This window comes from Streptomyces sp. NPDC098781, from assembly GCF_044759995.1.
Classification (GTDB): domain Bacteria; phylum Actinomycetota; class Actinomycetes; order Streptomycetales; family Streptomycetaceae; genus Streptomyces.
In genome coordinates this window covers 386,062-411,209 of record NZ_JBIWAK010000009.1, presented here as the reverse complement: position 1 = coordinate 411,209, position 25,148 = coordinate 386,062, and the positions used below count along the sequence as shown (strand labels likewise).

The following is a 25,148-nucleotide window of genomic DNA, read 5'->3' as shown; positions in this document are numbered from 1 at the left end:
GGCTCAGCTGTGGCTGGACCTTGTGCCCGGCACGCCGACGCGGACGGACACCCGCCCTTACCGGCCTGGACCGCCGAACCCGGCACCCCCTCCCACCACGGCCTCCGCCTGTCGGCCTCCTGGGCCGCGACGCGGCAGGAGCAGCCGCAGAAGGGGTGAGGGTCCACAGCGCGGGTGTGCGGGTCAGGCCTCGGGGATGGCGCGGCCGTAGTCGGCGAGGGTCACCGTCTCCGGGTCGGGACCGCCGCGGCGGCCGGTCTCCAGGGCGTCGAGGGCGGTGAGTTCGTCGGCGGTGAGGTCGAAGTCGAAGACGTCGATGTTCTCGGCGATACGGGCGTGCTTCGTGGACTTGGGGATCACCGAGCGGCCCTGCTGGAGGCCCCAGCGCAGGAGTACCTGGGCGGGGCTCTTGCCGTGCGCCTGGGCGATGCGGGTGACGGCCGGGTCCTCGAGGACGCTCCTGCGGTCCTCGCCGTAGCCCGGGTAGAAGGTGATCCCACCGATGGGGGACCACGCCTGGTTGAGGATGCCGTGCCGGTCGTCGAAGTCGAGCACGGCGCGCTGCTGGAAGTAGGGGTGGATCTCCAGCTGGTTGACCGCCGGGACGACGGTGGTGGCGTCCAGCAGCGTGGTCAGGTGGTCGACCATGAAGTTGCTGACGCCGATGGCGCGGACCTTGCCGTCGGCCAGGAGCTTCTCCAGGGCGCGGTAGGCCGCGAGGGTCCTGTCGAACCCGGACGGCAGGGCCTGGTGCAGGATGAGCAGGTCGATCCGGTCGACGCCGAGCTTCGCGGCGCTCTTGTCGAAGCCGTGGAGGGTCTCGTCGTAGCCGTAGTCGCTGATCCAGATCTTGGTCTCGATGAAGATGTCGTCGCGGGGCACCGCCGAGTCACGGATGGCCTGGCCGACCTCGCGTTCGTTGCCGTAGGCGGCGGCGGTGTCGATGTGCCGGTAGCCGAGGTCGAGGGCCGACTTCACGGCGGCCCTGGTCTCGTCCGGCGGGGTCTGGAAGACGCCGAGTCCGAGGGCGGGCATCTCGACGCCGTTGTTGAGGGTGAGGGTCTGCATCACAGGGACCTTTCGTCGTGGGTGGTGGCCCGTGCGGGCACGATGAGGACGAGGACGGCCCCGACCGCCAGCGCGAGCAGCACGGCCGAGCCGGTCAGGGCCGTGGCCGAGCGGGTCGCGATGTCGGCGGCCGTGTGGCCGGTGGAGACGGCGGCGGCCAGGGCGGTCAGAACGCTCAGGCTCAGGGCGCTGCCGATCTGGTGGACGGTGTTGACCAGGCCGGCGCCGGCTCCCGCGTCCTCGGGAGCGACACCGTCGACGCCACTGGAGGTCATCGGGGCGAGCGCGAGGCCCTGGCCGGCGCCGATGAGCACCATCGGCAGAGCCACTCCCGTCAGGTAGGGGGTGTGCAGGTCGAGGCGGCTGAGCCACACCATGCCCGCCGTGGTCAGGGCGACGCCGCTCAGGAGCACCAGGGGCCGGCGGACGCGCCCCAGCAGCCGGGGCACCTGGACGGCGAGGACGAAGTTGGCCAGTGTCATCGGCAGGAACGCGAGGCCGGCCTGGAGCGGCGTCCAGTGGTAGACGCTTTGCAGGAACTGCGCGGTGAAGAAGAAGAACCCCATCATCGCGCCCATGTAGAGCATCCGGGTGACGTAGGCGCCGCTGCGCTCCCGGTCGGCGAACAGCCGCAGTGGCACGATCGGTTGCGCGGCCCGCCGCTCCACCCGGACGAACGTACCCAGCATGGCCACGCCGGCCACGAGTGGGACCAGGGTGGCCGGGGCGGTCCAGCCGAAGTCGGCCGCGTCGACGATGCCGAGGACCAGCGCGCTGGAGCCCAGCGTCGCCAGCAGCGCCCCGGCGACGTCGAAACGGCCGTGCCGGCGCTCGGTCTCGGGCAGGAACCGCGCCGCGAGCACCGTCAGCACGGTGCCGACCGGGACGTTGAGGAAGAAGCCGGCCCGCCACGAGATCAGGTCGGCGACCAGCCCTCCGACCACCAGGCCGAGGGCCGCGCCGAGTCCGGCTACGGCGCTGTAGGCGGCCATCGCCCGGTTGCGGGCCGGCCCTTCGGCGAAGCTGCGCGTGAGCAGCGACAGGGCGGACGGGGCCAGGACCGCGGCGCCGACGCCCTGGAGGGCCCGGGCGCCGATCAGCCACCACTGGGTCTGCGCGGCGCCCACCAGGAGTGAGGTCAGCGAGAAGACGACCAGCGAGAACAGGAACACCCTGCGGTGTCCGAACAGGTCGCCGGCCCGGGCCCCCAACAGCAGCAGGCCGCCGAAGACGAGGACGTACGCGTTGGTGATCCAGGACAGGCCGGTCTCGGAGAACCCCATGTCGGAGCGGATCTGCGGCAGCCCGGTGAACACGATCGAGTTGTCGAGGATGACCATGAAGTAGCTGACGCAGATGACGGCGAGGATCAGCCTCGCGTGGACCGGGGCTCCGCGCGGCCGTTTCGCCGCGGGTACCGGCGCGCTCTGGGCCTGGGCGGTGGTCATGGTGTCACCAGCCCCGTCCACTGGTTCCCGGCGTCGGTCACGGCGGTCGTCACGACGGTGGGCGAAGGACCCTGGGTGCCCGGTCGCGTCCACCGCGTCACAGGTTGCCTGTTCACGGGCGCACCAGCACCTTGAGGGCCTCGCGCGCGTCCATCGCCCGGTACCCCTCGGCGACGTCGTCCAGACCGACCGTGCGGTCGAAGACCCGGCCCGGTTCGATACGGCCCTCCAGCAAGTCCGGAAGGAGCTCTTCGATGTAGGCGCGGGCCGGGGCGGGACCGCCGGTCAGGGTGATGTTGTGGCCGAAGAGGCTGCCGAAGCCGACCGGAGCCTCCTCGTACTGGGGCACCCCCACGCGGCTGATGGTGCCGCCGGGACGGACCACTCCGTACGCCTGCTCGTAGGCGGGCCGGTGCCCGACCGCTTCGAGGACGATCTCGCTGCCGCCGCCGGTCAGCCGACGTACCTTCTCGACGCCCTCGTCGCCGCGCTCGGGGACCACGTCGGTCGCTCCGAACGAGCGGCCGAGGTCGGTGCGGGCGGTGTGCCGGCCCATGAGCACGATCCGTTCGGCGCCGAGACGCTTGGCGGCGAGCACCGCGAGCAGGCCGACCGCGCCGTCGCCGATCACGGTGACGGTGCTGCCCCGCCGCACTCCGCCGCGGACCGCGGCATGGTGGCCGGTGCCCATGACGTCGGACAGCGTGAGCAGGGAGGGGATCAGCGCGTCGTCAACGCCGACCGGCAGCTTGACGAGGGTGCCGTCGGCCAGCGGCACGCGTGCCGCCTCGCCCTGGCCGCCGTCGATCCCGTTCCTCGCCCAGAAGCCGCCGTGCACACAGGAGGTCTGGAGCCCGGCCCGGCAGAAGGCACAGGTGCCGTCCGAATAGGCGAACGGGGCGACCACGACGTCGCCCTTCCGCACCGACGTGACCTCGCTCCCGGTCGCCTCGACCACGCCGATGAACTCGTGGCCCATCCGGACCGGGCCGTCGGAGCCGGACATGGAGCGGTAGGGGTGCAGGTCGCTGCCGCAGACGCAGGCCGCGGTGATACGGACCAGCGCGTCGGTGGGTTCCTTGAGACTCGGGTCGGCGACGTGTGCGGCGCGGACGTCGCCGGCTGCGTACATGAGTGCTGCGCGCACGGGTGTTCCTTCAGGTCGGTTCTCTCGGTCCGGCCCCGGACGCGGCATGGCTGTCCTGGGCCTTCTCCAGCGAACCGCGCGCAGGCACCCGGGTGAGAGTCCCTGCTCTTCCAGGTAATGGCAGTACCTCCCAGGTCCGAGCCGACGGACCTACCGTGAAAAGAACCGGCACACGCTGCACGCCGATCAAGAGGAGTCCCCCGTGCCCCTGGCCCCCGCCGAAGCCCCCACCCACCTCACGTCCCACGCCGGCCGGTCCCGGGTCATGTCCTGTGACGGCGTCCCGGAACACCTGCGCGGAGTCTGACCGTGCCCGGAACCGACAGGAAGAACCTGGCCGGCGAGGTCCGCGAGTTCCTCAGCACCCGGCGCGCACGCATCACCCCGGAGCAGGCCGGGCTGCCGGTCTACGGCGGGAACCGTCGCGTCGCCGGCCTGCGCCGCGAGGAGGTCGCCCTGCTCGCGGGCATGAGCGTGGACTACTACGTCCGGCTGGAGCGCGGCAATCTCAGCGGCGCCTCCGACTCGGTGCTCGAAGCCCTCGCGCACGCGCTGCAACTGAACGAGGCCGAGCGCACCCACCTCTACGACCTGGCCCGCGCGGCCACTCCCTCGGGCAGGCGCCCCGCGGTGACCGCGTCCCGGGTACGGCCCACGATCCTGCGGCTGCTCGACTCGATGACCGACGTCCCGGCGTTCGTCCGCAACGCGCGGTTCGACATCGTGGCCGCCAACGTGCTCGGTCACGCGCTGTACGCACCCGTCTTCGACTCGCCCCTGTTCGCCCAGCGCGGGCCGGTCAACAGCGCCCGCTTCATGTTCCTGGACCCCGCGAGCAAGGACTTCTGGGTCGACTGGGACAAGGGCGCCGACGACGCGGTGGCCTTCCTGCGCACCGAGACGGGCCGGGCGCCCCACGACAAGGCGCTGACGGATCTGATCGGAGAACTGACCACGCGGAGCGACGACTTCGCCCGGCGGTGGGCACGCCACGACGTCAAGTTCCACCGCTCCGGCGTGAAGAACCTGCGCCACCCCCTGGTCGGCGATCTCGCGCTGCCCTACGAGGCGATGGAGCTGCCGTCCGACCCCGGGCTCCGCATCAACGTCTACACCCCTGAACCGGACTCGCCGGAACAGCAAGCCCTCGGCCTGCTGGCCAGCTGGGCCGGTACCGGCACGGTCGTGCCCTCCGGCGACGACTGACCTCACGCAAGGAGAACAGCCTCATGCACCACCGACCGCTCGGCCGCACCGGCGTCCAGGTCAGCCCGCTCTGCCTGGGCGCGATGATGTTCGGACCCTGGGGCAACGAGGACGAAGCCGACTCGGTACGGATCATCCACCGCGCCCTCGACGCCGGCATCAACTTCGTCGACACCGCCGACGTCTACTCCGCCGGTGTCTCTGAGGAGATCGTCGGCAAGGCACTGAAGGGCCGGCGGGACGACATCTTCCTCGCCACCAAGTTCTTCATGCCGATGAGCCAGGACGACCCCAACCGGCGCGGAGGCTCACGGCGCTGGATCATCCGCGCGGTGGAGGACTCGCTGCGGCGCCTGGGCACCGATCACCTCGACCTCTACCAGGTCCATCGCCCCAGCCCGGACACCGACGTGTCCGAAACCCTCGGCGCCCTCTCCGACCTGGTGCACCAGGGCAAGGTCCGCTACATCGGCTCCTCCTCGTACTCCGGCTCGCAGATCGTCGAAGCCCAGTGGACCTCCAGGGAACGCCACTTGGAGCGGTTCGTGACCGAGCAGCCGCCGTACTCCGTCCTGGTCCGCGGCATCGAGGAGGACGTGCTGCCGACCGTGCGCCGCCACGGCATGGGCACGCTCACCTACAGCCCGCTGGCCGGCGGCTGGCTCTCGGGCCGCTACCGCAAGGACAGCACCGCAGGCCCGGCCTCCGCGGCGCGCCCCTCGACCCGCTTCGACATGAGCACCCCGGCCAACCAGCGCAAGCTCGACGCCGTCGAGCAACTCGCGCTCCTGGCCGAGAAGGCGGGGCTCACGCTGATCGAGCTCGCCGTCGCCTTCGTCCTGAACCACCCGGGCGTCACGTCGGCGATCATCGGCCCGCGCACCATGGAGCAGTTGGAGGCGTTCCTGCCCGCCGCCGACATCACCCTCCCCGCCGACGTCCTCGACCGCATCGACGAGATCGTGGCACCCGGAGTGACCGTCAACCCCGCCGACAACAGCTACGGCGACTTCGAGCTGCGCGCCGACCAGCGCCGACGCTGACGCTGTCCGGTGCCACGGCCCCGCGCGGCACCCGGAGTCCAGCGCGCGGCGGCACGCCGACCGCGTACGCCCGCGTCCTCGACCGTCAGGGCGTGCGGAAGCCCCGGAAGGTCACCTGCCTGCGCGTCTTGAAGCCGAGGCGCTCGTACAGGGCGATCGCACCGGTGTTCGACTCGGCCACGTGCAGGAAGGGACGTTCGCCACGCGCCACGACGCGTGCGGCGAGCGTCGCGACCAGACGGGCGGCGTGCCCCTGCCCGCGTACCTCGGGAGCGGTGCAGACGGCGCTGATCTCGGTCCAGCCGGGAGGCCGCAGGCGTTCCCCGGCCATCGCCACCAGGATGCCGTGGACCCGGACACCGAGGTAGGTGCCGAGCTCGTGGGTCCGCGGCCAGAAGGGCCCCGGCTCGGTCCGCTTCACGAGGTCGAGCATCTCGGGCGCGCTCTCGGCGCCCAGTTCGACCACCTCCGCGCCGGGCTCGGCACGGGCATGGTCGGGCACGCCATCGCCGGACAGGGTCATCTGCCGGCCTGCGAGGCGGAAGACCGGTTCCCAGCTCGGCGGCGGTACGTCCGGACAGCTGAACAGGTCGGCGAAGGCACCCGGACCGAGCAGCCCGGCCAGGTCGGACCAGTCCCGTGCGTCAGGATCTGCGGGCACGGCGGAGAAGGTCGCCACGTCCGTGACATAGGTGGCGGCCCGGCCGAGCCGCCGCGCGAGATGCGCGTGCCGGCCGCCGAGTGAGCGGCCCACCGGGTCGTCGAGTGCCGACTCGTCCGCGTTCATCGTGTCTCCTGGGAAAGGGCAGGGCGGATCCCTGCCCTGGCTGCGCTGTCGGGTGAGGTTACCTCCCCGGCGTGCGGAGACCCACGGCCGACGGGGTCGCTCCGAAGCGGGTCCCTCCGAAGCTCCTGCCGGATGTATTGACGTCCTCGGAAACCCTCCGGATACTGGCGGCCAAATCGATTTGGCCAAATCGATTTGGCTCACTTCTCTCACCGGCTGCCCCGCCCCGTCGGAACGGAGCTCGACGTGCCAAGCCCCATCCCCAGCCGCAGCACCGGCGCCAGCACCGGCGTCACCCACAGCACCACGCAGCAGCCCGACCCCACCGAACCCGACCGGCCGCACCCCGTCGACGAGAGCCGTCCCCTCCTGCGCATGCTGCTCTTCGGCATCCAGCACGTGCTCGTCATGGCCGCCACGCCCATCTCGGCCATCTTCCTCATGAGCGCCACGCTCGACCTGGGCCCCGACCTCACCGTCGATCTGCTCTCCGCCGCCTTCCTGCTCTCCGGCGTGGGATCGCTGATCCAGTCGCTCGGACCCTGGAAGTTCGGGCCGAAACTGCCCTTCGTGATGCTGCCCGGCGGCGCACCGCTGATCCTCTTCATGGCGATCGCGCAGCAGCACGGCCTGCGCACCGCCTCCGGCGCCGTCCTGCTGACCGCCGCCTTCTACTTCGTCGTCCTGCCCGTCTTCTCGCGGCTGCTGAGGTTCTTCCCCGCCCTCGTCATCGGCACGATGATCGTCATCGTCGGCGTCAACCTGGTGAAGGTGGGCGCGGTCCTGGTCACCGGGCGCCCCGGCGAGCCCGGCTTCGGCAACCCCACGAACCTGATGCTGGGCCTCGCCACGATCGGCTTCACCGTGGCCTTCTTCTGGCTGTTCAGCGGGGTGCTGCGACAACTCGCCGTGATGCTCGGCCTGCTCGCGGGCACCGCCCTGGCCTTCGCCATCGGCCGGACCGACTTCGGCGGCGCCACCGACGGCGGTCTGCTGAGCGCACCGCAGCTGCTCCCTTTCGGTACGCCGGAGTTCAGCCTGTTCGCCGCGCTGCCGCTGATGCTCTACAGCCTCGCCTCGATGGCCGAGGCCACCGGCCAGACCGTCATCAACGCCGAAGCCGTCGGCAAGGACATCGACCGCCGCACCGAGGTCCCCAAGACGATCCGCGGCGACGCGCTCACCTCGTTCCTCGGCGGCTTCCTCGGCCTGCCTCTGATGGTCACGAGCGGCGAGAACATCGGCATCGTCCGGGTCACCGGGGTCCGCAGCCGCTACGTCACCGCCGCGGCCGGCGTCGTACTCGTCGTCGCCGGCTTCCTGGCCCCCGTCACCCGCGCGATCAGCGTCATCCCCTCCGCCGTCGTCGGCGGCACGGCGATGCTCGTCTTCGCCGTGATCACCGTCCTCGGCGTCCAGATGCTCGGCCGCGCCGATCTCACCGACCACGCCAACACGTTCATCTGCGCGGCGGCGCTCGCGGTCGGCCTGCTCCCGATCCTGATCCCCGGCGTGTATGGCGCCTTCCCGCCGAACGTACGGATCCTGCTGGAGAGCGGCGTCGCCGTCGGCGCCTTCACCGCGGCCGTGCTCAACATCGCGTTCCACCACGTACGTCCCCGGCTCCGCAAGCCGGCCAGGACCGCTCCCGCTCCCACTCCCGCCTCCCTCGCGAAATGAGTTCCATGAACCGGCTCACCGCCGACCCGCTCGACGCCGACACCCTCCTGCTCGCCCCCGAAGTCGTCCTCACGCCCGAAGGACCCCTCCGTGACCACGCGGTCCTGGTCGCGGACGGCACCTTCCGGGCGGTCGAACCCGCCGACCGACGGGGGCGTCGCCACCCGCACTTGACGCCCGTACCGCTCCCGGGACACGTCCTGATGCCCGGCTTCGTCGACGCCCACCATCACCTCACCCAGAGCTTCGGCTCCGCCCTGGCCTTCGGTGAACCGTCGGAGATCTTCCGCCGGGTCTGGGTGCCTCTCGAAGGCGCGCTGGACGAGGAATCCGCCTACCTGGCCGCGAAACTGGCGGCGCTCGAATCGCTGCGCGGCGGCTTCACGACCGTGGCCGACGCCGGCACCCGGGCGCCCGTGGACGTGGAGGCCGTGGCGTCGGCGGCGCGGGACGCCGGAATCCGCTGCGTGCTCGGGCTGGTCTGCGCCGACGCGGACGAGCCCGGCCCGGGACCGACGCTCGCCGCCGCCGAGAAGCATCTCGCCCGCTACGAGGGCGACGCGCTGATCCATCCCTCCCTCGCCGTCCCCATCCCCGAGTCCGCCACCGACCGCACCCTGCGGGACACCGCGCTGCTCGCCGCCGAGGCCGGAGCCGTCGTACAGATCCACGTCAACGAGCATCTCGCCGCCGTGGAACGGTCGTTGCTGCGGCACGGACTGCGGCCACTGGAGCATCTGCACACGGTCGGGGCACTGGGTCCCCAACTCCTCGGCGCGCACGCCACGTTGCTCACCCCCGGCGAGCTGACCCTGCTCGCCGACACCGGCACCGCGATCAGCTACAACCCGGTCGCCAGCGCCTGGAAGGGCAACGCCGTTGCCCCGGCGGTGGCGATGGCCGAACGCGGCATACGCTTCGGGCTCGGCACCGACGGCACCCGCGGCGACGGGTTCCGGCTGCTGGACGCCGCGGAGTTCGCGCAGCGGATCGCGTACGGGCTGGCCGTGGGCGACTCCTCCTGCGGTGCCGGCTGGACGTGGCTGGAGCACGCCACGGGGCGGGGCGCCGACGCCGTCGGACTGGGGGAGCGCACGGGGCGTATCGCCGAAGGCGCGGCAGCGGACTTCCTGCTCGTCGACATCACGGGGCCCGAGATGCGGCCCTCGTGGGACCTGCCCTGGGAACTCGTGCGGCGCGCCAACCGCGACCAGATCAAGGCTGTGTTCGTCGCGGGGCGGCTCAGACTGCGCGAAGGATGGCCCACCGACTGGGACGGACCCGCCCTCGTCGAACAGGCCGCCGCCGTCGCCGAGGAGGTGGTGGCCCGCGCGCCGGTCACCCGGGTCCATCCGACCTCCGTCGAGCACCGGCGTCGCTCGTGAGCGTCACCGCCATCCTGCTGCTCGCGCTCGTCGTGGCCGTGGCGGCGTTCGTCCAGGGCGCGAGCGGTCTGGGCTTCGCCCTGATCGTCGCGCCCGTGGCGGGCCTCCTCGCGCCCGGACTGCTCCCCGTGTTCCTCCTCGCCGTCATGATCCCGCTCAATCTGCACATCGCCTGGCGTGAGCGATCCGCGCTCGATCTGCGCGGCGCGGGCTGGATCAGCGCGGCCCGGCTGGTCGCGACGCCCGGCGGCCTCGCGCTGCTGTGGCTGATCCCCGAGAGCAGTCTCGGCCTGTACGTCGGACTGGCCACGGTCCTGGCGGCGCTGGTGAGCCTCGCCGCACCCGCGTTCACACCGGGACGCGCGGCCTACCTCGGCGCGGGCGTCGTCACCGGCCTCACCGAAACGGCGACCGGCGTCGGCGGCCCCCCACTCGCCCTCGTCTACCAGCACCGCCCTCCGGCGGAACTCCGTGCCACGGTCGCCGTCTGCTTCCTGACCGGCGAACTCGCCTCGCTCGCCCTGTTCCTCGCGACCGGCGAGGCGCGGGCGTCCCAGCTGGGGTGGGCGGCGTTGATGCTGCCCGCGCTGGGGGCGGGAGTGTGGCTGAGCCGACTGGTGCACGAGCGGGCCGACGCCCGGCGGATGCGGTTGTTCGTGCTGGGGTTCGCGTTGGTGTCGGGGGTGGTGTTGGTGGTGGGGGCGGCGGTGTGAGCGCCGCCGCGGAACGCCGCCCGTCCGTGTCGTTCCAGCCGGGCAGTGCCGCGCCGTTGACACCGGCGACGAGCGCCACGCCGGCCGCGACCACCCCGTAGTCTCCGGTGCCCGACCGCGTCTCGGCGCGCTCGCCCGGGTCGGTGACGGCCTGCCACAGCAGCCGGGTGCCGTCCGCGTAGTGGACGACGGGCAGCAATTGCTCCGTCACCGTTTCCCGGGCGGCGTGCGGCTCGGCCGATGAAGCCTTGCGGTCCAGCCGCGCGTCGGCCTCGGCCGAGTCGGGGTCGGCCGAGTCGGAGTCGGTGAACCGAGGATGTGCAGCCGGGCCTGATCGCCGGGGGAGGCAGGGCGTTCAGCAGCTCGGCGCCGATGCCGCAGGCGCCCCCGAGCCGCACTGGGGCCGCACCCGCGGACCGGGGACAGCTCACCCCCGTAGCGACGACTCCCGTGGCACCAGCCGCGGCTCAGGTCCCAGGACCACGTCGACCGTGCCGCTCCCGCTCCCGCCCGCGTCCCCGACCCCGACCCCGCCGACCCGTCCGAGCAACAGCTCGACCGCATCGGATGCGGCGCGGTCGAGGCTGAGGTCGATCGCGGTCAGCGGGGGGTGGCTGGTCTTCGCGCGCAGGCCGTCGTAGCGCGTGGCGACCATGACGTCGCCGGGGACCGTACGACCGCTGTCGGTGATCGCCCGGACCGCCCCCACCGCGAAGGCATCCACGAGCGCGCACACGGCGTCGGTCTCGGGGTGCTCGGCCAGCAGTGCGGCACACGCGTCGTACCCCGCCTGCTCTCCGCCGTCCTCCGCGGCGGTCACGGTACGCGCGTCCCACCCGTACTCCCGGGCGAGCCGCTCGTACACGGCGCGCGCGTCGACCGCGGAGTGCCGGCGGCCGGTGCCGGTGATGAGCGCCGGATGACGCGCGCCCTGCTCCCGCAGATGTTCCAACAGCAGCTCGGCGACCCTCTCGCCGCGCAGATCGACGTAAGGCGCCGGGGCGTGCGGCGACACCTGGCGGCCCAGCGTGACGAAGGGCAGGCCGCGTTCGCGCAGCTGCGTCACCGCCGGGTCGTCCACGTCCGGTTCGACCACGATGGCACCGTCGATGTCGACCGACGACAGCCCTGCACCGGACTTCACCGGAGGGACCAGCACCAGCGCGAATTCGTGCACGAGGGCCCGCTCGGCGGCGGCCGCGGCCACCTCCATGTAGAAGCCGAGCCGGGACGGACCGCCCGCGACGGCGAACGGCATCGACGACGCGAGCGCGATCGCCCTGGCCTGCCCCCTGCGCAGCCGCTGCGCACGGAGGTTGGGCCGGTAGCCCATCTCGGCCGCGATCCGCTTCACCCGTTCCCGGGTGCGCGGGTCGACCTTCCCCAGCCCGTTGAGGGCGTGCGAGACGGTCGTGCGGGAGACGGAGGCGGCCTTGGCGACGTCGGCGATCGTCGGCGGCCGGGCGGACGCGGGGTCGGTGGCGGTCACCTGGGTATTTTCCTCCATCGACGGGGCCGGGGGACACCCGTTCGGGGGCACGCGCGTCGGGTCACCTCCGGCGTACGGGTAGTCCACGGCACATGCCCTTCAGATTCGGTGCGCGCAAAGACGACGACCGTGCCGCGCACCACGGCCACTGGTTCGCCCGGCTCCATCGGTGGGCGCTCACCTCGTGGCTCGGGCTCGCCTGGAACCGGGGGCGCGAGATGGAGCTGATGCACCGGGCCATGGGCTTCGCGGCGCTGAGCTTCCTCACGCTGCTGCCGCTGCTGGTCGTCGTCGCGGCGGCCGACCTCACGCGAGGCCAGGGCTTCGCCAAGTGGCTGGTGCAGGGCCTCGGCGTGTCGGAGGTGTCACAGGAGGAGGTCGAGCGGATGTTCGGCCAGCCGGGGCAGGCCCTCCAGCGCACCACGGCGCTCGGTCTCGCCGCGCTCGCCGCGTTCGGCGTCACCTTCGGCGCGGCCGTACAGACCGGGTACGAACGCGTGTGGGATCTGCCGACGGCGCGCTGGCACACGATGTGGCGCCATGTCGTCTGGCTGGGCGTACTGGTCGCCTCCCTGCTGCTGTTCGTCGCCGCGCCCACCCCCGAGGAGTCGTCCGTCCTGAAGACGGTGCTGGTCGCCGGCGTCGACGTCGTCGGCGCGTTCATCTTCTTCTGGTGGTCGCAGCGGCTGCTGCTCTGCGGTCGCATCCGCTGGCGTGCGCTCGTCCCGGGGGCCGCGGCGACGGCGCTGGGGCTGCTCGGGCTGCGGATCTTCTCCCAGAACGTCTTCTCGCCGCTGATCGCGTCGAACACGGTGACGTACGGCCCGTTCGGGACCGTCCTGGTCTTGCAGTCCTGGCTGGTCGGAGTGGGTTTCGTGGTGTACGGCGGCGCGTTGGTGGGCCGGATCTGGCACGAGCACCTGGAGCGGCGCCGGCTCAGGGCACGCGCGACCGGCCGGCCGCCGGCGCCATGACGGGCTCCCGTCGACACCAGTGCGATGCCCGGGTGTGGTGAGGTGGGGATCATGACGACGAGTGACGCGATCGTGGTGCCCGAACTGTACGTCGGCTACCCCGGAGTGGCCTTCGGCGGCTATGTCGCCGGGGTGCTGGCGGAGCGGTCCGGGGCGCCGACGGTACGGGTCGACTTCCGTGGGCCGGTGCCGGTCGAGGTGTCCGTGCCGATCGCCGAGACGGCGGGCGGGGGCGTGGAATTGGGGACGGCCGAACGGCCCCTCGCCGTCGCGCGGCCCGCCGAGTTGCCGCTCGACGTCCCCGCCGCGCCCTCCTGGGACGAGGCGGCCGCCGCGGCCGAGAGGTTCCGGGCGGCGCCGCCGGCGGGCGTGGTCGACTGCTTCGGCTGCGGCCTGCGTCCCGCGGACCGGGGTCTGCGTGTCTACGGCACACCGGTCCCGGATCTCGGCCTGGTGGCCTCCGCCTGGACCCCGTCCCCCGCCTTCGCCGACCCGGACGGCCTGCTCCCGACGCACCTCGTCTGGGGCGCCCTGGACTGCCCCGGAAACTGGGCGGGCCGCTTCCTCGGCACCCAGCGTCCGGGCGCGGTCACCGCGGCGCTCACGGGCACGGTGGTGCGGCCGGTCGTCGCGGGGGAGCCGTACATCTCGTACGCGTGGCTGGTGTCGGAGTCCGGCAGCAAGCACGTGATGGGCGTGGCGCTGACCACGGCCGAGGGTGAACTGTGCGCCGTCTCGGAAGCGTTGTGGATCGATCCCAGGTCCGCGTCTGCGTCTGCATCCGACGTCTGACGACTCGGCGACCACGCCCTCCCCGGACGCCGCGTCCTAGCGAGCCCCGCGGCCGGCCCCGGAAACCGGCCACCTCACGGCAACTGCTCGCGCACCCACGCCGGATCGGGATTGACGTACGGCCGTCCCGCCACGACGACCGTCGGCACGGTCTCGTCGCCCCCGGTGGCCGCTCGTACCGCCGCCGCCCCGGCCGGGTCGCGCCGGATGTCGACCCAGTGGGCCCGGCGGGCCGCGCGGCCCAGGCGGATGCGCAGTCGCAGGCAGTACGTGCAGCCGGCGCGCCAGAACACGACCGGCCGGCCGTCGACCGCGCTGCGGCGCTGTGGCTCCAGCGCGCCGATCGACCTCGGGAAGGCGAGGGGTGAGTTCATGCCCGCGAGCAGCACGAAGAAGACCAGGAGCACCGCGGCCTCGGCGGGGGATCCGCGCAGCGCCGACACCGTCGCGACGGCTGAGCCGCAGAGCACCAGCAGTACCGGCAGGATCCACACGCGTGTCATGGGGACGCAGGCTAGCGAGGAGTCGACAACGCCTGCCGAACGGGGCCGGTGGTCGACGTCAGGACACGTCCGGCAGAGGGCGCCGGGCCACCTCGTGGGCCTCGTCCGGTGGGACGCCCAGCATGCGCAGGACCATCTCGGCCAGGCTGGTGGCGGCCTCGTCGCCGTCCAGGTCGGGGCGGGCGAACCGCAGCTCCACCAGGGACAGCAGGGTGCCGCCCAGCGCGGACAGCGCCACCGCGGGGTCCGCCGGGGTGAAGCGGCCGGACACCGTCCCGGCCTGGAGGTCGCGCCGGGCCCGGGTGACCAGGCCGTTGTCGGAGTGGAGATACCCGAGGCCGCGACGGCGCAGGACCTGCATCAGCTCCGGGTGGGAGTCGGCCATCCGGGCACTGAGGCGGAAACCCGCGGCGACGAGCTCCGCGGGGTCGTCGATTCCGCGCAGCCGGTCGTCGAAGGTCTGGCCGTACTCCTCCAGGGCGTCCTCCACGGCCGCCTCGAACAGCTCCGTCTTCGACTCGAAGTGGTTGTAGAAGGAACCGAATCCCACGTCGGCGCGCTCGGCGATCGCCTGGATGCTGGCGCTGGTGTCGCCGGTCTCGGCGAGGATCTGCCGGGCCGCGCGGACGAGCGCCCCGCGGGTCTCGGCGCGACGGCGCTCGAACCGGTTGCCGGGCGCGGCTGACGTAGTCATGCGCCGAGTCTAACCGTGGCGTCGATGGAGATCGCAGTCCTGATGAATTCATCATTTGCTGCCGAGAACACCTTGACGACGAGACTGTCAAACTTGATGATTTCCTCATTACGGCGATGTTGCTCGGAGGGCACCATGTCTGAAACGCGCGTCCACGGGGCCGGGGTCAAGACGGCCCACCAGGACCTCCACAGCGAACAGGGCGCCCTGCGCGGGGAGCATCCGGGCCGATCCCGGAACCCCGTGATCAAGGTCGCCGACCTCGCCTGGCTGGAATTCGAGAAGCCGGACCTCGACCGGGCCGAGGTGTTCGCCCGGGACTTCGGCTTCCAGATCGCCGCCCGCACCGATCGCGAGCTGTGGCTGCGCGGCACCTTCGCCGGCCCGCCCTGCATGGTGATCCGGCGCGGCCGTACGTCCCGTTTCATCGGACCGGCGTTCCGTGCCGCCGACCGCGCCGACCTGGACCGGCTGGCACGGGCGACGGGGACGGACGTCCGGGACGCCGACGTCCCGGACGGCGGCAAGGTCGTGGACCTGCTCGACCCCTCGGGTTTCCCGGTGCGCGTCGTGCACTGCGCACAGCGACTGCCGGCGCTCCCCGAGCAGCGGCCGCTGTTGCTGAACTTCGGCACCGGTCACCGCCGTACGAACGCCACCCAGCGCCCGCCCCGCGAGCCGTCCCGCATCCAGCGCCTCGGGCATGTGGTCCTGGAGACACGGGTGTTCGCCCGCGCCCTGGACTGGTACCTGGACACCCTCGGGATGATCGTGTCCGACTTCCTCTTCCTGGACGGGCAGCGCCACCGGGGCCCGACGATGGCGTTCATCCGCTGCGACCTGGGCGGCGTGCCGGCCGACCACCACACCCTCGCCATGCATCTGGGGCCCGGCAGCGGCTATGTCCACTCCGCCTACCAGGTCACCGACCTGGACTCGATCGCGGCCGGCGGCGAGTACCTGAACGAGCGCGGTTACAAGCGCAGTTGGGGAATCGGACGGCACATCCAGGGCAGCCAGCTCTTCGACTACTGGCGTGATCCGGACCGCTTCATGCTGGAGCACTTCGCCGACGGCGACCTGTTCTCCTGCGATGCCGAGCCCGGCTGGGCACCCATGTCCACCAGCGGGCTCGCCCAGTGGGGCCCGCCCGCCACCCGGGACTTCCTCGGCGCCACACCCACCCCCGCCAAGCTCCGCGAGGTGCTGCACGCCCTGCGCGGTGACAACGAACTCGACCCCGCCCGTCTGCTGGGCCTGCTGAAAGCCGTGAACTCATGAGCACCGACGTCCTGCGCACCGCCGACGGCTGGTGGGTGGTGCGCGGTGAGCGCGCCGTCCCCGTCGGCACCAAGGCACTCACCACCGCCGAGCTGATCGCCGACCGGGCCGCCGTACAGGAGGCCGCGCGCTCCGGCGAGGCGGGCACGGCCGTCGCCGACCTGGTGGCGCTGTCCCCGGTCACCACGCCCTGCCGGGTGGTCGCCCAGATGGTCAACTACCGGAGCCACGCCCGCGATTCGGGCTTCACCGGCGACATCCCGCCCACCTTCTTCCGCAAGGCGTCCGGCTCGGTCAGCGGACCCTCGGACGCCGTCGTCCGGCCCTCCCATGTGAGGTTCCTCGACTACGAGATCGAACTCGGGCTCGTCATGGGAGCACCCCTGCCCGTCGGCTCCGTGGTCGAGGAGGACGACCTGCCGTCGTACGTCGCCGCACTCGTCGTCACCAACGACATCAGCGCCCGCGACATCCAGCTCACCCGGACGCAGTTCTACGAGAGCAAGTCGTACCCGACCTTCACACCCACCGGGCCCCACCTCACGCTGCTGGAGCCGGAGGACTTTGCCCGACTCCTGGACCTGCGGCTGACGTTGAGCGTCAACGGCGAGCGGCGCCAGGACCGCACCCTCGCCGACATGATCGTCCGCCCGGCACGGGCACTGACGCTGCTGGCCCGCTTCCAGGCCCTCGACCCCGGTGACCTGCTGCTGACCGGCACCCCCGGCGGCACGGCCCTGAAGGCCCCGCCCAAGCCGGTCGAGAAGATCGGCGCGCTGCTGCCGCCCGCCATGAAGTGGAAGGCGTTCTTCAGGAGCCAGGCCAGGAACCCGCGCTATCTGCGCGCCGGTGACGTGATCACGGCGACGATCGCGACCCCGGACGGCCGCATCGACCTCGGCGAACAGTGCACGACGGTCACGGACGCGCAGTAGGAGCCGAGGGAGCCGCACATGACCGTCGAGAAACACCCTTCGGACACACCCGTCGTGATCATCGGCGCCGGACCCGTGGGCGTGACCGCCGCCCTCCTGCTCGCCCGGCGCGGGGTGCGCAGCGTCGTCCTGGAACGCCACCAGGAGGTCTATCCCCTTCCCCGTGCCCTCGTCGTCGACGACGAGGTGCGCAGGATCCTCCAGGCCGTGGGCGTCGGCGAGGAGTTCGCCGCGCTGGCCCGCCCGGGCAACGGGCTGCGACTGCTGGACGCGCGGCACCGGGTGATGGCCGAGTTCCGCCGCGCCGAGCACGGCCCGCACGGCTACCCGCAGACCAGCATGTTCGAGCAGCCCGCACTGGAACGACTGCTGCGCGACGCCCTCGCCCGGCGACCGGAGTGCGAACTGCTCAGCGGGGTGGAGGTCACCCGGATCGCGCCGGACAGCGAGGGCCTGGTGCGGGTGACCTACCGCGACGAGACCGGTGACCATCACCTGTGGGCCGACGCGGTCCTCGGCTGTGACGGCGCCAACAGCCTCACCCGCGAGTCCATCGGCGCCGTATGGGAGGACCTGCGCTTCGAGGAACGCTGGACCGTCGTCGACGCGCGGACCACGGCCGACGTCCGCTGCTGGGAAGGCGTCGACCAGGTCTGCGACCCGGACCGGCCGGCCACCTTCATGCGCGTCGGCGAGGACAGCTACCGCTGGGAGTTCCGGCTGCGCGAAGGGGAGGAACTCCCGGTCCGTGAACTGGTCGCCCCCTGGCTGCCGCCGTCGTACGACGGGCACTTCGAGGTCGTCCGGGAGACGGCGTACACCTTCCGGGCGCGGATCGCCGACCGGTGGCGCCGCGGGCGGGTCTTCCTCCTCGGCGACGCCGCCCACCTCACCCCGCCGTTCATCGGCCAGGGGCTGTGCGCGGGGCTACGGGATGCCTACAACCTCAGCTGGAAGCTCGCCCGCGTCCTCCGACAGGGAGGCGACGAACGGTTGCTGGACACCTACGAGAGCGAGCGCAAGCCGCACGCCCGGCACCTGATCCGGCTGGCGGTCGCGATGGGCTGGGCCATGACCGGCGGTCAGGACGGCGCCGCCGCGCTGCGCCGCAGGGCCCTGGCCGTGCTCTGCCGCGTTCCGGGCCTGACCGGCGCGTTCGGCGGCAGCCTCAGCCTCCCGCTGACGCCGGGGCCACTGGTACGGCGCGGTGCCCGCCGCCCTCTGGCCGGCACCCACTGCCCGCAACCCTGGGTCGACGCGGACGGCCGCCGTACCCGTCTCGACGAGGTGCTCGGCGACGCCTTCACCGTCCTGACCGCCGCCGAACCTTCGCCCTCGCTGACCGCCCTCGCCCACGGCCTCGGCGTCCGCGCGGTGCCCGTGGCCGAACTCCGCGACGACGGCACGCTCGCCGCCTGGCTGAGGGCCGGCCGCGCGGACGCCGTACTGCTGCGCCCCGACCGCGTGGTCCTGGACGTCGTCCCGGCCGGGGCCGCCGCCTTCACGGACACCACCGGCTGGGCCGCCCTCCTGCACACCACGCGCAGCCCCCGCCCGTCCCCACCCACCGTCGAGAAAAGCCTGCTGAGGAGCGCCGCACCATGACCCGGCCGGACCCCTTCATGACACCTGATCCGCAGACCGCCGAGGAAAGCCGCATCACCGACTTCGCCCGCCATGTCGGTCTCGCCGGCGCCGACTACACCACCCTGCACCGCTGGTCGGTCACCGACCTGGAGGGCTTCTGGGGCGCGGTGTGGGAGTACTTCGGCGTCGACGCGGACACCCCGTACGAGCAGGTGCTGGCCGAGGAGACCATGCCCGGCGCCCGCTGGTTCACCGGCGCCACCCTCAACTACGTCCACCACGCCCTGCGCGACCTGGCCGCCGACCGGCCGGTGATCGTCGCGCTGGACGAGACCGGCGCCGGCTACCAGGTGACCGGCGGACGGCTGCGCTCACTGGTCGCCTCCGTCGCCGCCACCCTGCGCGACCTGGGCGTCGGCAAGGGCGACCGGGTCGTCGGCTACCTGCCCAACACCCCGCACGCCATCGTCGCGTTCCTGGCCGCCGCGAGCCTGGGTGCCGTGTGGTCGGTGTGCGGCCAGGACTACGCGCCCCGGGCCGCCGCCGACCGGTTCGCCCAGCTCCAGCCGACCGTGCTGGTCGCCGCCGACGGATACCTCTTCAACGGCACCACCCACGACCGCCGCGACGCCGCCCTCGAACTCGCCCGCGCGCTGCCCACGCTGAAGGCCACCCTGCTGCTGGACCACGTGGGCCTGCCCTGGCCGTCGCGGGCGTACCCGTCGCTGGTCGTCCCGTGGGAGGACGCGGCCACCCGAACCGAGGAACTCCGCTGCACACCCGTGCCGTTCGACCACCCCCTGTGGGTCGTCTTCTCCTCCGGCACCACCGGCCTGCCCAAAGGCATCGTCCACGGCCACGGCGGAGTCCTCCTGGAGCACCTGAAGACCCTCGGCCTGCACTCCGACCTCGGACCCGGCGACCGCTTGCTCTGGTACACCACCACCCACTGGATGATGTGGAACCTGGTCGCCTCCACGCTGCTCACCGGCGCCACCACCTGCACCTACGACGGCAGCCCCGCGCCCTTCGCCAAGCCCGACATCCTGTGGGAACTGGCCGCCCGGCACCGGGTCACCGTCTTCGGCACCAGCCCCCAGTACCTGCTGGGGATGGCCAAGTTCGGCATCGACCCGTCCGTGCACGACCTGTCGTCGATCCGTGTGGTCGGCTGCACCGGCTCCGCGCTGCCCGCCTCGGCCTACCCCTGGATCCGTGACCACGTCGGTGACCGTGTGCTGCCCGCCTCGATCAGCGGCGGCACGGACGTGGTGTCCGGCTTCGCGGGCAGCGCACCCAACACCCCCGTATGGGCAGGGGAGTTGTCGGCTCCTCACCTGGGCGTGGCCCTGGCCGCCTACGACGCCGAGGGCTTCCCGGTCACCGACCGGGTCGGAGAGCTGGTCGTCACCCGCCCCATGCCGTCGATGCCGCTGTACTTCTGGAACGACCCCGACGGCACCCGCTACCGCGACGCCTACTTCTCGTCCTACCCGGGCGTGTGGCGGCACGGCGACTGGATCACGGTCACCGGTCACGGCTCGGTGATCGTCCACGGCCGCTCCGACAGCACCCTCAACCGCAACGGCGTACGCCTGGGCAGCGCCGACATCCACGACGTCGTCGAACGGCTGCCGGAGATCACCGAGGCACTGGTCATCGGCGTCGAAGAGCCGGACGGGGGCTACTGGATGCCGCTGTTCGTGGTCCCCGCCGCCGGCGTGGCCCTGGACGACACGCTCCGCGAGAAGATCCGCGACGCCGTCCGCACGGGCGCCTCGCCCCGGCACGTCCCCGACGAGATCCTCGAAGTGCCGGGGATCCCGCACACCCGTACCGGAAAGAAGCTGGAGGTCCCGGTCAAACGCCTCCTCCAGGGCGCGCCGGTCGACCAGGTCGTCGACCCGGCGGCAGTGGACTCTCCCGGTCTCATCGACCACTTCGCCCGCCTGGGCGCCGAACGCCGGAACCGTCCGGCATGACGGCGGCTCGGACCGCCCTCGTCGTCGCGCTCTGCCTGGTCTACGTCCCGCTGGGGCTGGCGAAGATCGCCGCGGCGCCGTTCATGCGCCGGGCGGCGGCCCACCTCGGCATGTCGCCGGGGCACTACCGGGTCATCGGCGCACTGGAGTTGGCCGGAGCGGCCGGTCTGTTGCTCGGCACGGCTTCGGCCGCGCTCGGTGTGGCCGCCGCGGCCGGACTGGCACTGCTGATGACCGGGGCGGCGGCGGCCCACCTGCGCCACGGCGACCCACCCGCACGGGCGGTGCCCGCCGCGGTGCTGGCTCTCGCGGTGGTTGCGTACGCCGGGGTGACGGTGGCCGCGGGCTGACGGCACCGGGGGCTCGGCGCCTCGCTCGATCTCGCCGGTGGGGCGGGAAACCGGACAGGCGGTCAGCTGTGCGCTGACCGCCTGTTGCCTCTGACGGGGAGGCGGCTCCGACTAGAAGGCGCTGTTGTTGCAGCCCATCGTCGAGCCGAGGTGGGTGCTCTGGCTGCCCGAGTTGCCCTCGCCGTTGAGGCCGTTGCCCAGGACGCCGTTGAGCAGGCCGACCACACCGAGGATGTCGATGTTCAGGTCGTGGGACTTGCAGTTGGTGCTCTGCTTGACGCCGTACTGGTTGCCCCCGGGGCCGTCCGCGTGGGCGGTGCCGGCGGTGAGGACTCCGACGGTGCTGAGGGCGGCGACCAGGACGGCGGCCTTGCGAAGCTTGTGCATGTCATCTCCGGTGGAGCGAGGTGGATGCGATCCGTGAAGGAGCGACTCCTTACAGCCAAGGGACATTAATGAGAAATGCCCCAAATCATCCTTTGGCGCGCCGGGATTCGAGATCTTGTACCGGAACTGCCCCCCGGCTGACCGGGCGCCCGCCGGATACATGACATTCCCGGGGGTGCGACGACCTCTCACGGGGCGTCGCGCCGGCCGCCGGCCGATGCGAAGTCGCTGATGACGTACAGCGCTTCGTCGTCGACCGCGTTGCGCATCCAGTCCAGCGAGATCCGCACGGGATGCCCGTCGTCCGCGTACTCGGCCAGCGCCTCGTCGGCGTCGTCCTGCCGCGCCTGCTCCAACTCCTCGAGCAGTTCACCGATGGTGGGCACCGTGTCCGGGAAGCTCTCGACGACCCGCCGCCCGCTGTCGTCCAGGCCCACCGCCTCGACCACGGCGCCGTCGCGAACGGTGATCCGGAAGTCACCGATCAGGCTCCGTTCGCCCTCGCTGGAGCGCAGCGTGTAGCTGTACGAGGCGGGTTCCCGCCATGCGGCGGGTTCCTGCGACGGGGCGCTCCCGGCTCCGTCGCCGCAGCCGGCGACCGCACAGATCAGCACCCCCACCAGCACGGCACGGGCCATCAGGGGTACGGCGGTCATGGCGGCACTCCCTTCGAGGACGGGTACCGCTATGACGCGGCTCGCGCCGAGAACGTTCGGTGGAGCGGAATCGCGCGGGGTGGATCGCCGGATGGCCGAGGCGGGCGTACGACGGCAGGAAACCGAAGCCGACGCAGACCATCGCCGCCGACCGCCACCGCATGGGCAGCATGCACCACAGCGCGACGGCGCCGGCGATCAGGGCGGCCGTGCTGACGACCGTCGCGGGCAGCGCCCCGTGGCCCAGCCACAGCAGCGGCGCGGTCAGCAGCGGGGCCGGTGGCGGATAGCCGTACGTGAAGTCGTAGCCGCCCGTGACCGTCGGCGTGAGGGCGACGCCGTGACCGAAGAGCCATGGCCACGGCGGGCCCGTACACCCGGTGCCCGGCGACCAGTTCACGCGCGGCTTGGGTGGTGAGGAGCGCCTCGTCACTGCCGCCGTGGTGCATCGCTCACGCGGACAGTGTCAGCGTCACCGCCGTCACCAGGACGCACAGGTCCACCCGCGCCGGCGACCTCGACCGCCGGACGACGAGCGCCAGTACGCCGCAGTTGAGGATCGAGGCGTAGCGGAGCGAGATGGCGGCGGCCACGACGAGGCGGTGACTCGCCGCCGACGTCCAGGTCGCCCGGGTGCCGATGAAGAGACTGACGTCCGCGAGAAGGGTCAGGACGCGATGTCACCGGGCGGGCGCGAGGGGGACGGCGGGTACCGGGGACCGTGTCCCGCGGTGCGGTGTCACCCGCTGCTGTTCTGCCGACTGCACGCCACGGGACGGTAATCAGACCTGGTGAGCCGGGTGCCGAGGGAGGTGAAGAGCGCGGTGTGAGCCGGGTGAGAGGATCCCCGAGGGGGAGCCGGGGTTCACCGGATGGGACTCGTGGTGCGGTGGCGGTCCGTGTCGCTGTTGGGCCGAACGGGTGACTTGGCGTAAGAATTGGCTGGTGCAGGCATTGAAGGCGAGTCAAGGCGGGGGGAGCCGGTGAACAGCCACGACGTCACCGATGAACAGTGGGAGGGGCTCGCCCAGGTGGTGCCGCTGCGCGGCCGCGACGCCTGGCCGTCCGCGGTGGACCACCGTGCGATGCCGGAAGCGGTGACCGAACCCCGGCGCCGCTTCGTCGTCCTGCGGGTCAATGTGTTCGGGGACGCCCGAGAGGTCGCCGAGACGCTGATGGCCGGGATTCCGGTGCTGCTGGATCTGACGGGCGCGGAGAACGACGTCGCCAAGCGGGTCCTCGACTTCAGCACCGGCGTGGTCTTCGGGCTGGCGAGCGGGATGCACCGGGTGGACCGCAACGTGTTTCTGCTGACCCCGCCGGGTACCGAAGTGAGCGGACTGATGGAGGGGGCCGGGGTTCCGGGCGCGTGACGGGCCCGCCTGGGCGCTCGCTCGATCGTAGGAAGGCTGTCGGGGTGGAACGGTTCGCCCGGCGCCAGGGGGCCTACGGTCCCGGACATGGGCGTTCCGTTTGTGTCTGGTGCCGTGTCGTTACCGTCTCAGGTATGCCGGGAGGTTGAGCCGTCCGGTACGGCGGGCCACGGCGCGCCTCCCGGCCGGCCTCGGCTGACCGAACTGCGGCTGTCCGCCTTCGCCGGCCACCGGCGGGCCGCGTTCCCGCTCGGGGCGCTCACCCTGTTCACCGGACCGAGCGGCAGCGGCAAGACCAGCGCGTTACGGGCGTACGAGGCACTGGCACGGCTCGCCGGAGGCGCCGGCGTCGGGGAGGTGTTCCCGGACCCGGTGGCGTGCGTTCCGGAGCGGGCCCGGCCGGACGCCCAGCGGCGGCGCGGCTTCCGGGTCGGCTGCACGGCCGACGGTCCCGAGGGCCCGGTGCGCCTCGATGTCGCCGTGCAGGCCGAGCCCGAACTGCGCATCGTGGGAGAGCGGTTGAGCGCGGCCGGAGTGGTTCTGCTGGAGACCGCCCTGCGCGATCCGAGCCGGCCCTGTGTGCAGGCCGCCTGGCATACGGCGGGTCAGTCGCCGGTGACCCGGGCGCCGCTGCCCGACGACCGGCTCGGTACCGCCCTGCTGCCGCTGCGGGTGGCCGGCAAGACGGACGGGCAGCGGCGGGTGCTGGCCGCCGCGGAGCAGATGGTGGTGGCGCTGCGGTCGGTGTTCGCCTGCGATCCCCGGCCGGAACGGATGCGGGACGCGGTGCCGCTCGGTTCCGGGCGGCTGCTGGCAGGGTGCGACAACCTCGCCGAAGTGCTGTGGCGGACCCGGACGGAGTGCGGGCAGCGGCACGCGCGCCTGGTGGCGGCGGCCCGGGCGGGGTGCGCCGGGGCGGTCGCGGACGTGGTCGGTGAGGTGCTGGCGGACGGGACCGTGCGCGGGGTGCTCGACCGGGGGGACGGGGTGCGTACGGAGCTCGGCCGGCTGGGCGACGGTGAGCTGCGGTATCTCGCCCTGTCGCTGGTGCTGCTGACCGGGCCCGGGGTGCTGGAGGTCGACCCGGTCGGGGAGGTGCCCGCCGCCATGCAGACGCTGACCGTGCTGGCGGACGGACTCGACCGGGGGATGGACGCGGGGCAGCGAGGGGAGTTGCTGCGGCTGGCCGCGCAGATGGGTGAGCGGGGGCACATCAGGCTGGTCGGGGCGGTGGGCGACGTGTCGGGGGTGGCCGAGGCGGCCGGCGTGACGGTGGTACATCTTGAGGCGTGACCGAACCTCTTGATGTCGCCGGGCTCCAGCGCAGGCTGGCCGAGTTCGCCGCCGCGCGGAACTGGCAGCCGTTTCACACGCCGAAGAACCTCGCGACGGCGCTCAGTGTCGAGGCGTCCGAACTCGTGGAGATCTTCCAGTGGTTGACGCCGGAGCAGTCGGCCCGGGTCATGGACGACGCCGACACCGCGGCGCGGGTGACGGATGAGGTGGCGGATGTGCTGGCGTATCTCCTGCAACTCTGTGAGGTGCTGGGGGTCGATGCGCTCGCTGCGCTGGACGCGAAGATCGACCGGAACGAGCGGAGGTTTCCCGCGCCCTAGAAGGGTGCGGGGGAGGGGTTTCGTCCGCTTGTACTCTCCGTATTCAATTCAG

General features: G+C 72.3%; 24 protein-coding genes and 1 pseudogene. 15 read left to right on the top strand and 10 right to left on the bottom strand.

The annotated features are described in order from the left end of the window. Positions 1–183: 183 nt before the first annotated feature. The 3 genes from ACIQWG_RS33240 to ACIQWG_RS33230 all read right to left on the bottom strand — a co-directional run bounded on the left by ACIQWG_RS33240 (position 184) and on the right by ACIQWG_RS33230 (position 3,663). Positions 184–1,068, bottom strand: coding sequence for an aldo/keto reductase (locus ACIQWG_RS33240; protein WP_404102413.1), 885 nt, complete (start codon positions 1,066–1,068; stop codon positions 184–186). After that, positions 1,068–2,516, bottom strand: a complete 1,449-nt coding sequence (locus tag ACIQWG_RS33235) for an MFS transporter (RefSeq protein ID WP_404102412.1) — start codon at positions 2,514–2,516, stop codon at positions 1,068–1,070. The genes ACIQWG_RS33240 and ACIQWG_RS33235 overlap by 1 nt, the downstream gene beginning before the upstream one ends. A 112-nt stretch (positions 2,517–2,628) precedes the next feature. Then, positions 2,629–3,663 (bottom strand): zinc-dependent alcohol dehydrogenase family protein, encoded by a 1,035-nt coding sequence (locus tag ACIQWG_RS33230; RefSeq protein WP_404102410.1) that lies wholly within the window; start codon positions 3,661–3,663, stop codon positions 2,629–2,631. Between the two features lie 309 nt (positions 3,664–3,972). On the opposite strand from ACIQWG_RS33230, the gene ACIQWG_RS33225 reads away from it, so the two are divergent. Then, a complete protein-coding gene (locus tag ACIQWG_RS33225) occupies positions 3,973–4,869 on the top strand; it encodes a helix-turn-helix transcriptional regulator (RefSeq protein WP_404102409.1) in 897 nt (298 codons plus the stop codon). A 23-nt stretch (positions 4,870–4,892) separates the two neighbouring features. After that, entirely contained in the window at positions 4,893–5,912 is a 1,020-nt protein-coding gene (locus ACIQWG_RS33220) for an aldo/keto reductase (RefSeq protein ID WP_404102408.1), read from the top strand. An 85-nt stretch (positions 5,913–5,997) separates the two neighbouring features. On the opposite strand, the gene ACIQWG_RS33215 is transcribed toward ACIQWG_RS33220, so the two are convergent. Continuing rightward, positions 5,998–6,699 (bottom strand): GNAT family N-acetyltransferase, encoded by a 702-nt coding sequence (locus tag ACIQWG_RS33215; RefSeq protein ID WP_404102406.1) that lies wholly within the window; start codon positions 6,697–6,699, stop codon positions 5,998–6,000. 375 nt (positions 6,700–7,074) lie between these two features. Between ACIQWG_RS33215 and ACIQWG_RS33210 the strand changes: the two genes are divergently transcribed. Genes ACIQWG_RS33210 through ACIQWG_RS33200 form a run of 3 tightly spaced genes read left to right on the top strand, consistent with a single transcriptional unit; the run spans position 7,075 to position 10,477 of the window. Further along, a complete protein-coding gene (locus ACIQWG_RS33210; protein WP_404102535.1) occupies positions 7,075–8,379 on the top strand; it encodes a uracil-xanthine permease family protein in 1,305 nt (434 codons plus the stop codon). 5 nt (positions 8,380–8,384) lie between these two features. Next, on the top strand, positions 8,385–9,764 hold the full coding sequence (locus ACIQWG_RS33205) for an amidohydrolase family protein (RefSeq protein WP_404102533.1): 1,380 nt from the start codon (positions 8,385–8,387) through the stop codon (positions 9,762–9,764). After that, entirely contained in the window at positions 9,761–10,477 is a 717-nt protein-coding gene (locus ACIQWG_RS33200) for a sulfite exporter TauE/SafE family protein (protein ID WP_404102404.1), read from the top strand. The genes ACIQWG_RS33205 and ACIQWG_RS33200 overlap by 4 nt, the downstream gene beginning before the upstream one ends. Positions 10,478–10,904: 427 nt before the next feature. Here ACIQWG_RS33200 and ACIQWG_RS33195 read toward each other — a convergent pair whose 3' ends face one another. Next, positions 10,905–11,966, bottom strand: a complete 1,062-nt coding sequence (locus ACIQWG_RS33195; RefSeq protein ID WP_404102402.1) for a LacI family DNA-binding transcriptional regulator — start codon at positions 11,964–11,966, stop codon at positions 10,905–10,907. Between the two features lie 92 nt (positions 11,967–12,058). Here ACIQWG_RS33195 and ACIQWG_RS33190 point away from each other — a divergent pair, with 92 nt between their 5' ends. After that, positions 12,059–12,940: a YhjD/YihY/BrkB family envelope integrity protein gene (locus ACIQWG_RS33190; protein ID WP_404102400.1), complete on the top strand. Its 882-nt coding sequence runs from the start codon at positions 12,059–12,061 to the stop codon at positions 12,938–12,940. Positions 12,941–12,991: 51 nt separating this feature from the next. Continuing rightward, the gene (locus ACIQWG_RS33185) at positions 12,992–13,732 is read left to right on the top strand and encodes a hypothetical protein (protein ID WP_404102398.1); all 741 of its coding nucleotides are present in this window, start codon (positions 12,992–12,994) and stop codon (positions 13,730–13,732) included. A gap of 74 nt (positions 13,733–13,806) precedes the next feature. Here the strand turns inward: ACIQWG_RS33185 and ACIQWG_RS33180 are convergent, their stop codons facing one another. Further along, entirely contained in the window at positions 13,807–14,235 is a 429-nt protein-coding gene (locus ACIQWG_RS33180; RefSeq protein ID WP_404102396.1) for a glutaredoxin domain-containing protein, read from the bottom strand. Between the two features lie 58 nt (positions 14,236–14,293). Then, on the bottom strand, positions 14,294–14,929 hold the full coding sequence (locus ACIQWG_RS33175; RefSeq protein ID WP_404102395.1) for a TetR/AcrR family transcriptional regulator: 636 nt from the start codon (positions 14,927–14,929) through the stop codon (positions 14,294–14,296). A 135-nt stretch (positions 14,930–15,064) separates the two neighbouring features. On the opposite strand from ACIQWG_RS33175, the gene ACIQWG_RS33170 reads away from it, so the two are divergent. From ACIQWG_RS33170 to ACIQWG_RS33150, 5 genes are read left to right on the top strand one after another with little or no spacing between them, the layout of a single operon-like run. Beyond that, positions 15,065–16,210: a VOC family protein gene (locus tag ACIQWG_RS33170; protein ID WP_404102394.1), complete on the top strand. Its 1,146-nt coding sequence runs from the start codon at positions 15,065–15,067 to the stop codon at positions 16,208–16,210. Then, positions 16,207–17,145 carry a fumarylacetoacetate hydrolase family protein gene (locus ACIQWG_RS33165; RefSeq protein ID WP_404102392.1) on the top strand — a complete coding sequence of 313 codons (939 nt, stop codon included), beginning with the start codon at positions 16,207–16,209 and terminating at the stop codon, positions 17,143–17,145. The genes ACIQWG_RS33170 and ACIQWG_RS33165 overlap by 4 nt, the downstream gene beginning before the upstream one ends. A gap of 18 nt (positions 17,146–17,163) precedes the next feature. Next, positions 17,164–18,750, top strand: coding sequence for a bifunctional 3-(3-hydroxy-phenyl)propionate/3-hydroxycinnamic acid hydroxylase (locus tag ACIQWG_RS33160; RefSeq protein ID WP_404102391.1), 1,587 nt, complete (start codon positions 17,164–17,166; stop codon positions 18,748–18,750). Beyond that, positions 18,747–20,714 (top strand): acetoacetate--CoA ligase, encoded by a 1,968-nt coding sequence (locus ACIQWG_RS33155; protein ID WP_404102389.1) that lies wholly within the window; start codon positions 18,747–18,749, stop codon positions 20,712–20,714. Before ACIQWG_RS33160 ends, ACIQWG_RS33155 begins: the two co-directional genes overlap by 4 nt. Next, positions 20,711–21,064, top strand: coding sequence for a DoxX family protein (locus ACIQWG_RS33150; protein WP_404102387.1), 354 nt, complete (start codon positions 20,711–20,713; stop codon positions 21,062–21,064). Before ACIQWG_RS33155 ends, ACIQWG_RS33150 begins: the two co-directional genes overlap by 4 nt. Before the next feature lie 111 nt (positions 21,065–21,175). On the opposite strand, the gene ACIQWG_RS33145 is transcribed toward ACIQWG_RS33150, so the two are convergent. The 3 genes and pseudogenes from ACIQWG_RS33145 to ACIQWG_RS33135 form a co-directional block, all read right to left on the bottom strand. Beyond that, positions 21,176–21,451, bottom strand: coding sequence for a hypothetical protein (locus ACIQWG_RS33145; RefSeq protein ID WP_404102386.1), 276 nt, complete (start codon positions 21,449–21,451; stop codon positions 21,176–21,178). Between the two features lie 188 nt (positions 21,452–21,639). Next, positions 21,640–22,107, bottom strand: a complete 468-nt coding sequence (locus ACIQWG_RS33140) for a DUF6174 domain-containing protein (RefSeq protein WP_404102384.1) — start codon at positions 22,105–22,107, stop codon at positions 21,640–21,642. An 82-nt stretch (positions 22,108–22,189) separates the two neighbouring features. Then, a pseudogene (locus tag ACIQWG_RS33135) lies at positions 22,190–22,778 on the bottom strand (hypothetical protein); the annotation flags it as partial. Positions 22,779–23,090: 312 nt separating this feature from the next. On the opposite strand from ACIQWG_RS33135, the gene ACIQWG_RS33130 reads away from it, so the two are divergent. From ACIQWG_RS33130 to ACIQWG_RS33120, 3 genes are all read left to right on the top strand, one after another. After that, positions 23,091–23,480, top strand: coding sequence for a cell division protein SepF (locus ACIQWG_RS33130; RefSeq protein ID WP_404102382.1), 390 nt, complete (start codon positions 23,091–23,093; stop codon positions 23,478–23,480). Positions 23,481–23,567: 87 nt separating this feature from the next. Further along, positions 23,568–24,773 carry an ATP-binding protein gene (locus ACIQWG_RS33125; RefSeq protein ID WP_404102380.1) on the top strand — a complete coding sequence of 402 codons (1,206 nt, stop codon included), beginning with the start codon at positions 23,568–23,570 and terminating at the stop codon, positions 24,771–24,773. Continuing rightward, positions 24,770–25,096 carry a nucleotide pyrophosphohydrolase gene (locus tag ACIQWG_RS33120; protein ID WP_404102378.1) on the top strand — a complete coding sequence of 109 codons (327 nt, stop codon included), beginning with the start codon at positions 24,770–24,772 and terminating at the stop codon, positions 25,094–25,096. The genes ACIQWG_RS33125 and ACIQWG_RS33120 overlap by 4 nt, the downstream gene beginning before the upstream one ends. The last annotated feature ends 52 nt before the right edge of the window (positions 25,097–25,148 follow it).

What these genes read in the sequence shown, in the direction of transcription:
- ACIQWG_RS33240 (WP_404102413.1), bottom strand. Translation starts at nt 1,068, where the DNA reads ATGCAGACCCTCACCCTCAACAACGGCGTCGAGATGCCCGCCCTCGGA.
- ACIQWG_RS33235 (WP_404102412.1), bottom strand. Translation starts at nt 2,516, where the DNA reads ATGACCACCGCCCAGGCCCAGAGCGCGCCGGTACCCGCGGCGAAACGG.
- ACIQWG_RS33220 (WP_404102408.1), top strand. Translation starts at nt 4,893, where the DNA reads ATGCACCACCGACCGCTCGGCCGCACCGGCGTCCAGGTCAGCCCGCTC.
- ACIQWG_RS33215 (WP_404102406.1), bottom strand. Translation starts at nt 6,699, where the DNA reads ATGAACGCGGACGAGTCGGCACTCGACGACCCGGTGGGCCGCTCACTC.
- ACIQWG_RS33210 (WP_404102535.1), top strand. Translation starts at nt 7,075, where the DNA reads ATGCTGCTCTTCGGCATCCAGCACGTGCTCGTCATGGCCGCCACGCCC.
- ACIQWG_RS33205 (WP_404102533.1), top strand. Translation starts at nt 8,385, where the DNA reads ATGAACCGGCTCACCGCCGACCCGCTCGACGCCGACACCCTCCTGCTC.
- ACIQWG_RS33190 (WP_404102400.1), top strand. Translation starts at nt 12,059, where the DNA reads ATGCCCTTCAGATTCGGTGCGCGCAAAGACGACGACCGTGCCGCGCAC.
- ACIQWG_RS33185 (WP_404102398.1), top strand. Translation starts at nt 12,992, where the DNA reads ATGACGACGAGTGACGCGATCGTGGTGCCCGAACTGTACGTCGGCTAC.
- ACIQWG_RS33180 (WP_404102396.1), bottom strand. Translation starts at nt 14,235, where the DNA reads ATGACACGCGTGTGGATCCTGCCGGTACTGCTGGTGCTCTGCGGCTCA.
- ACIQWG_RS33175 (WP_404102395.1), bottom strand. Translation starts at nt 14,929, where the DNA reads ATGACTACGTCAGCCGCGCCCGGCAACCGGTTCGAGCGCCGTCGCGCC.
- ACIQWG_RS33170 (WP_404102394.1), top strand. Translation starts at nt 15,065, where the DNA reads ATGTCTGAAACGCGCGTCCACGGGGCCGGGGTCAAGACGGCCCACCAG.
- ACIQWG_RS33165 (WP_404102392.1), top strand. Translation starts at nt 16,207, where the DNA reads ATGAGCACCGACGTCCTGCGCACCGCCGACGGCTGGTGGGTGGTGCGC.
- ACIQWG_RS33160 (WP_404102391.1), top strand. Translation starts at nt 17,164, where the DNA reads ATGACCGTCGAGAAACACCCTTCGGACACACCCGTCGTGATCATCGGC.
- ACIQWG_RS33155 (WP_404102389.1), top strand. Translation starts at nt 18,747, where the DNA reads ATGACCCGGCCGGACCCCTTCATGACACCTGATCCGCAGACCGCCGAG.
- ACIQWG_RS33150 (WP_404102387.1), top strand. Translation starts at nt 20,711, where the DNA reads ATGACGGCGGCTCGGACCGCCCTCGTCGTCGCGCTCTGCCTGGTCTAC.
- ACIQWG_RS33145 (WP_404102386.1), bottom strand. Translation starts at nt 21,451, where the DNA reads ATGCACAAGCTTCGCAAGGCCGCCGTCCTGGTCGCCGCCCTCAGCACC.
- ACIQWG_RS33140 (WP_404102384.1), bottom strand. Translation starts at nt 22,107, where the DNA reads ATGACCGCCGTACCCCTGATGGCCCGTGCCGTGCTGGTGGGGGTGCTG.
- ACIQWG_RS33125 (WP_404102380.1), top strand. Translation starts at nt 23,568, where the DNA reads ATGGGCGTTCCGTTTGTGTCTGGTGCCGTGTCGTTACCGTCTCAGGTA.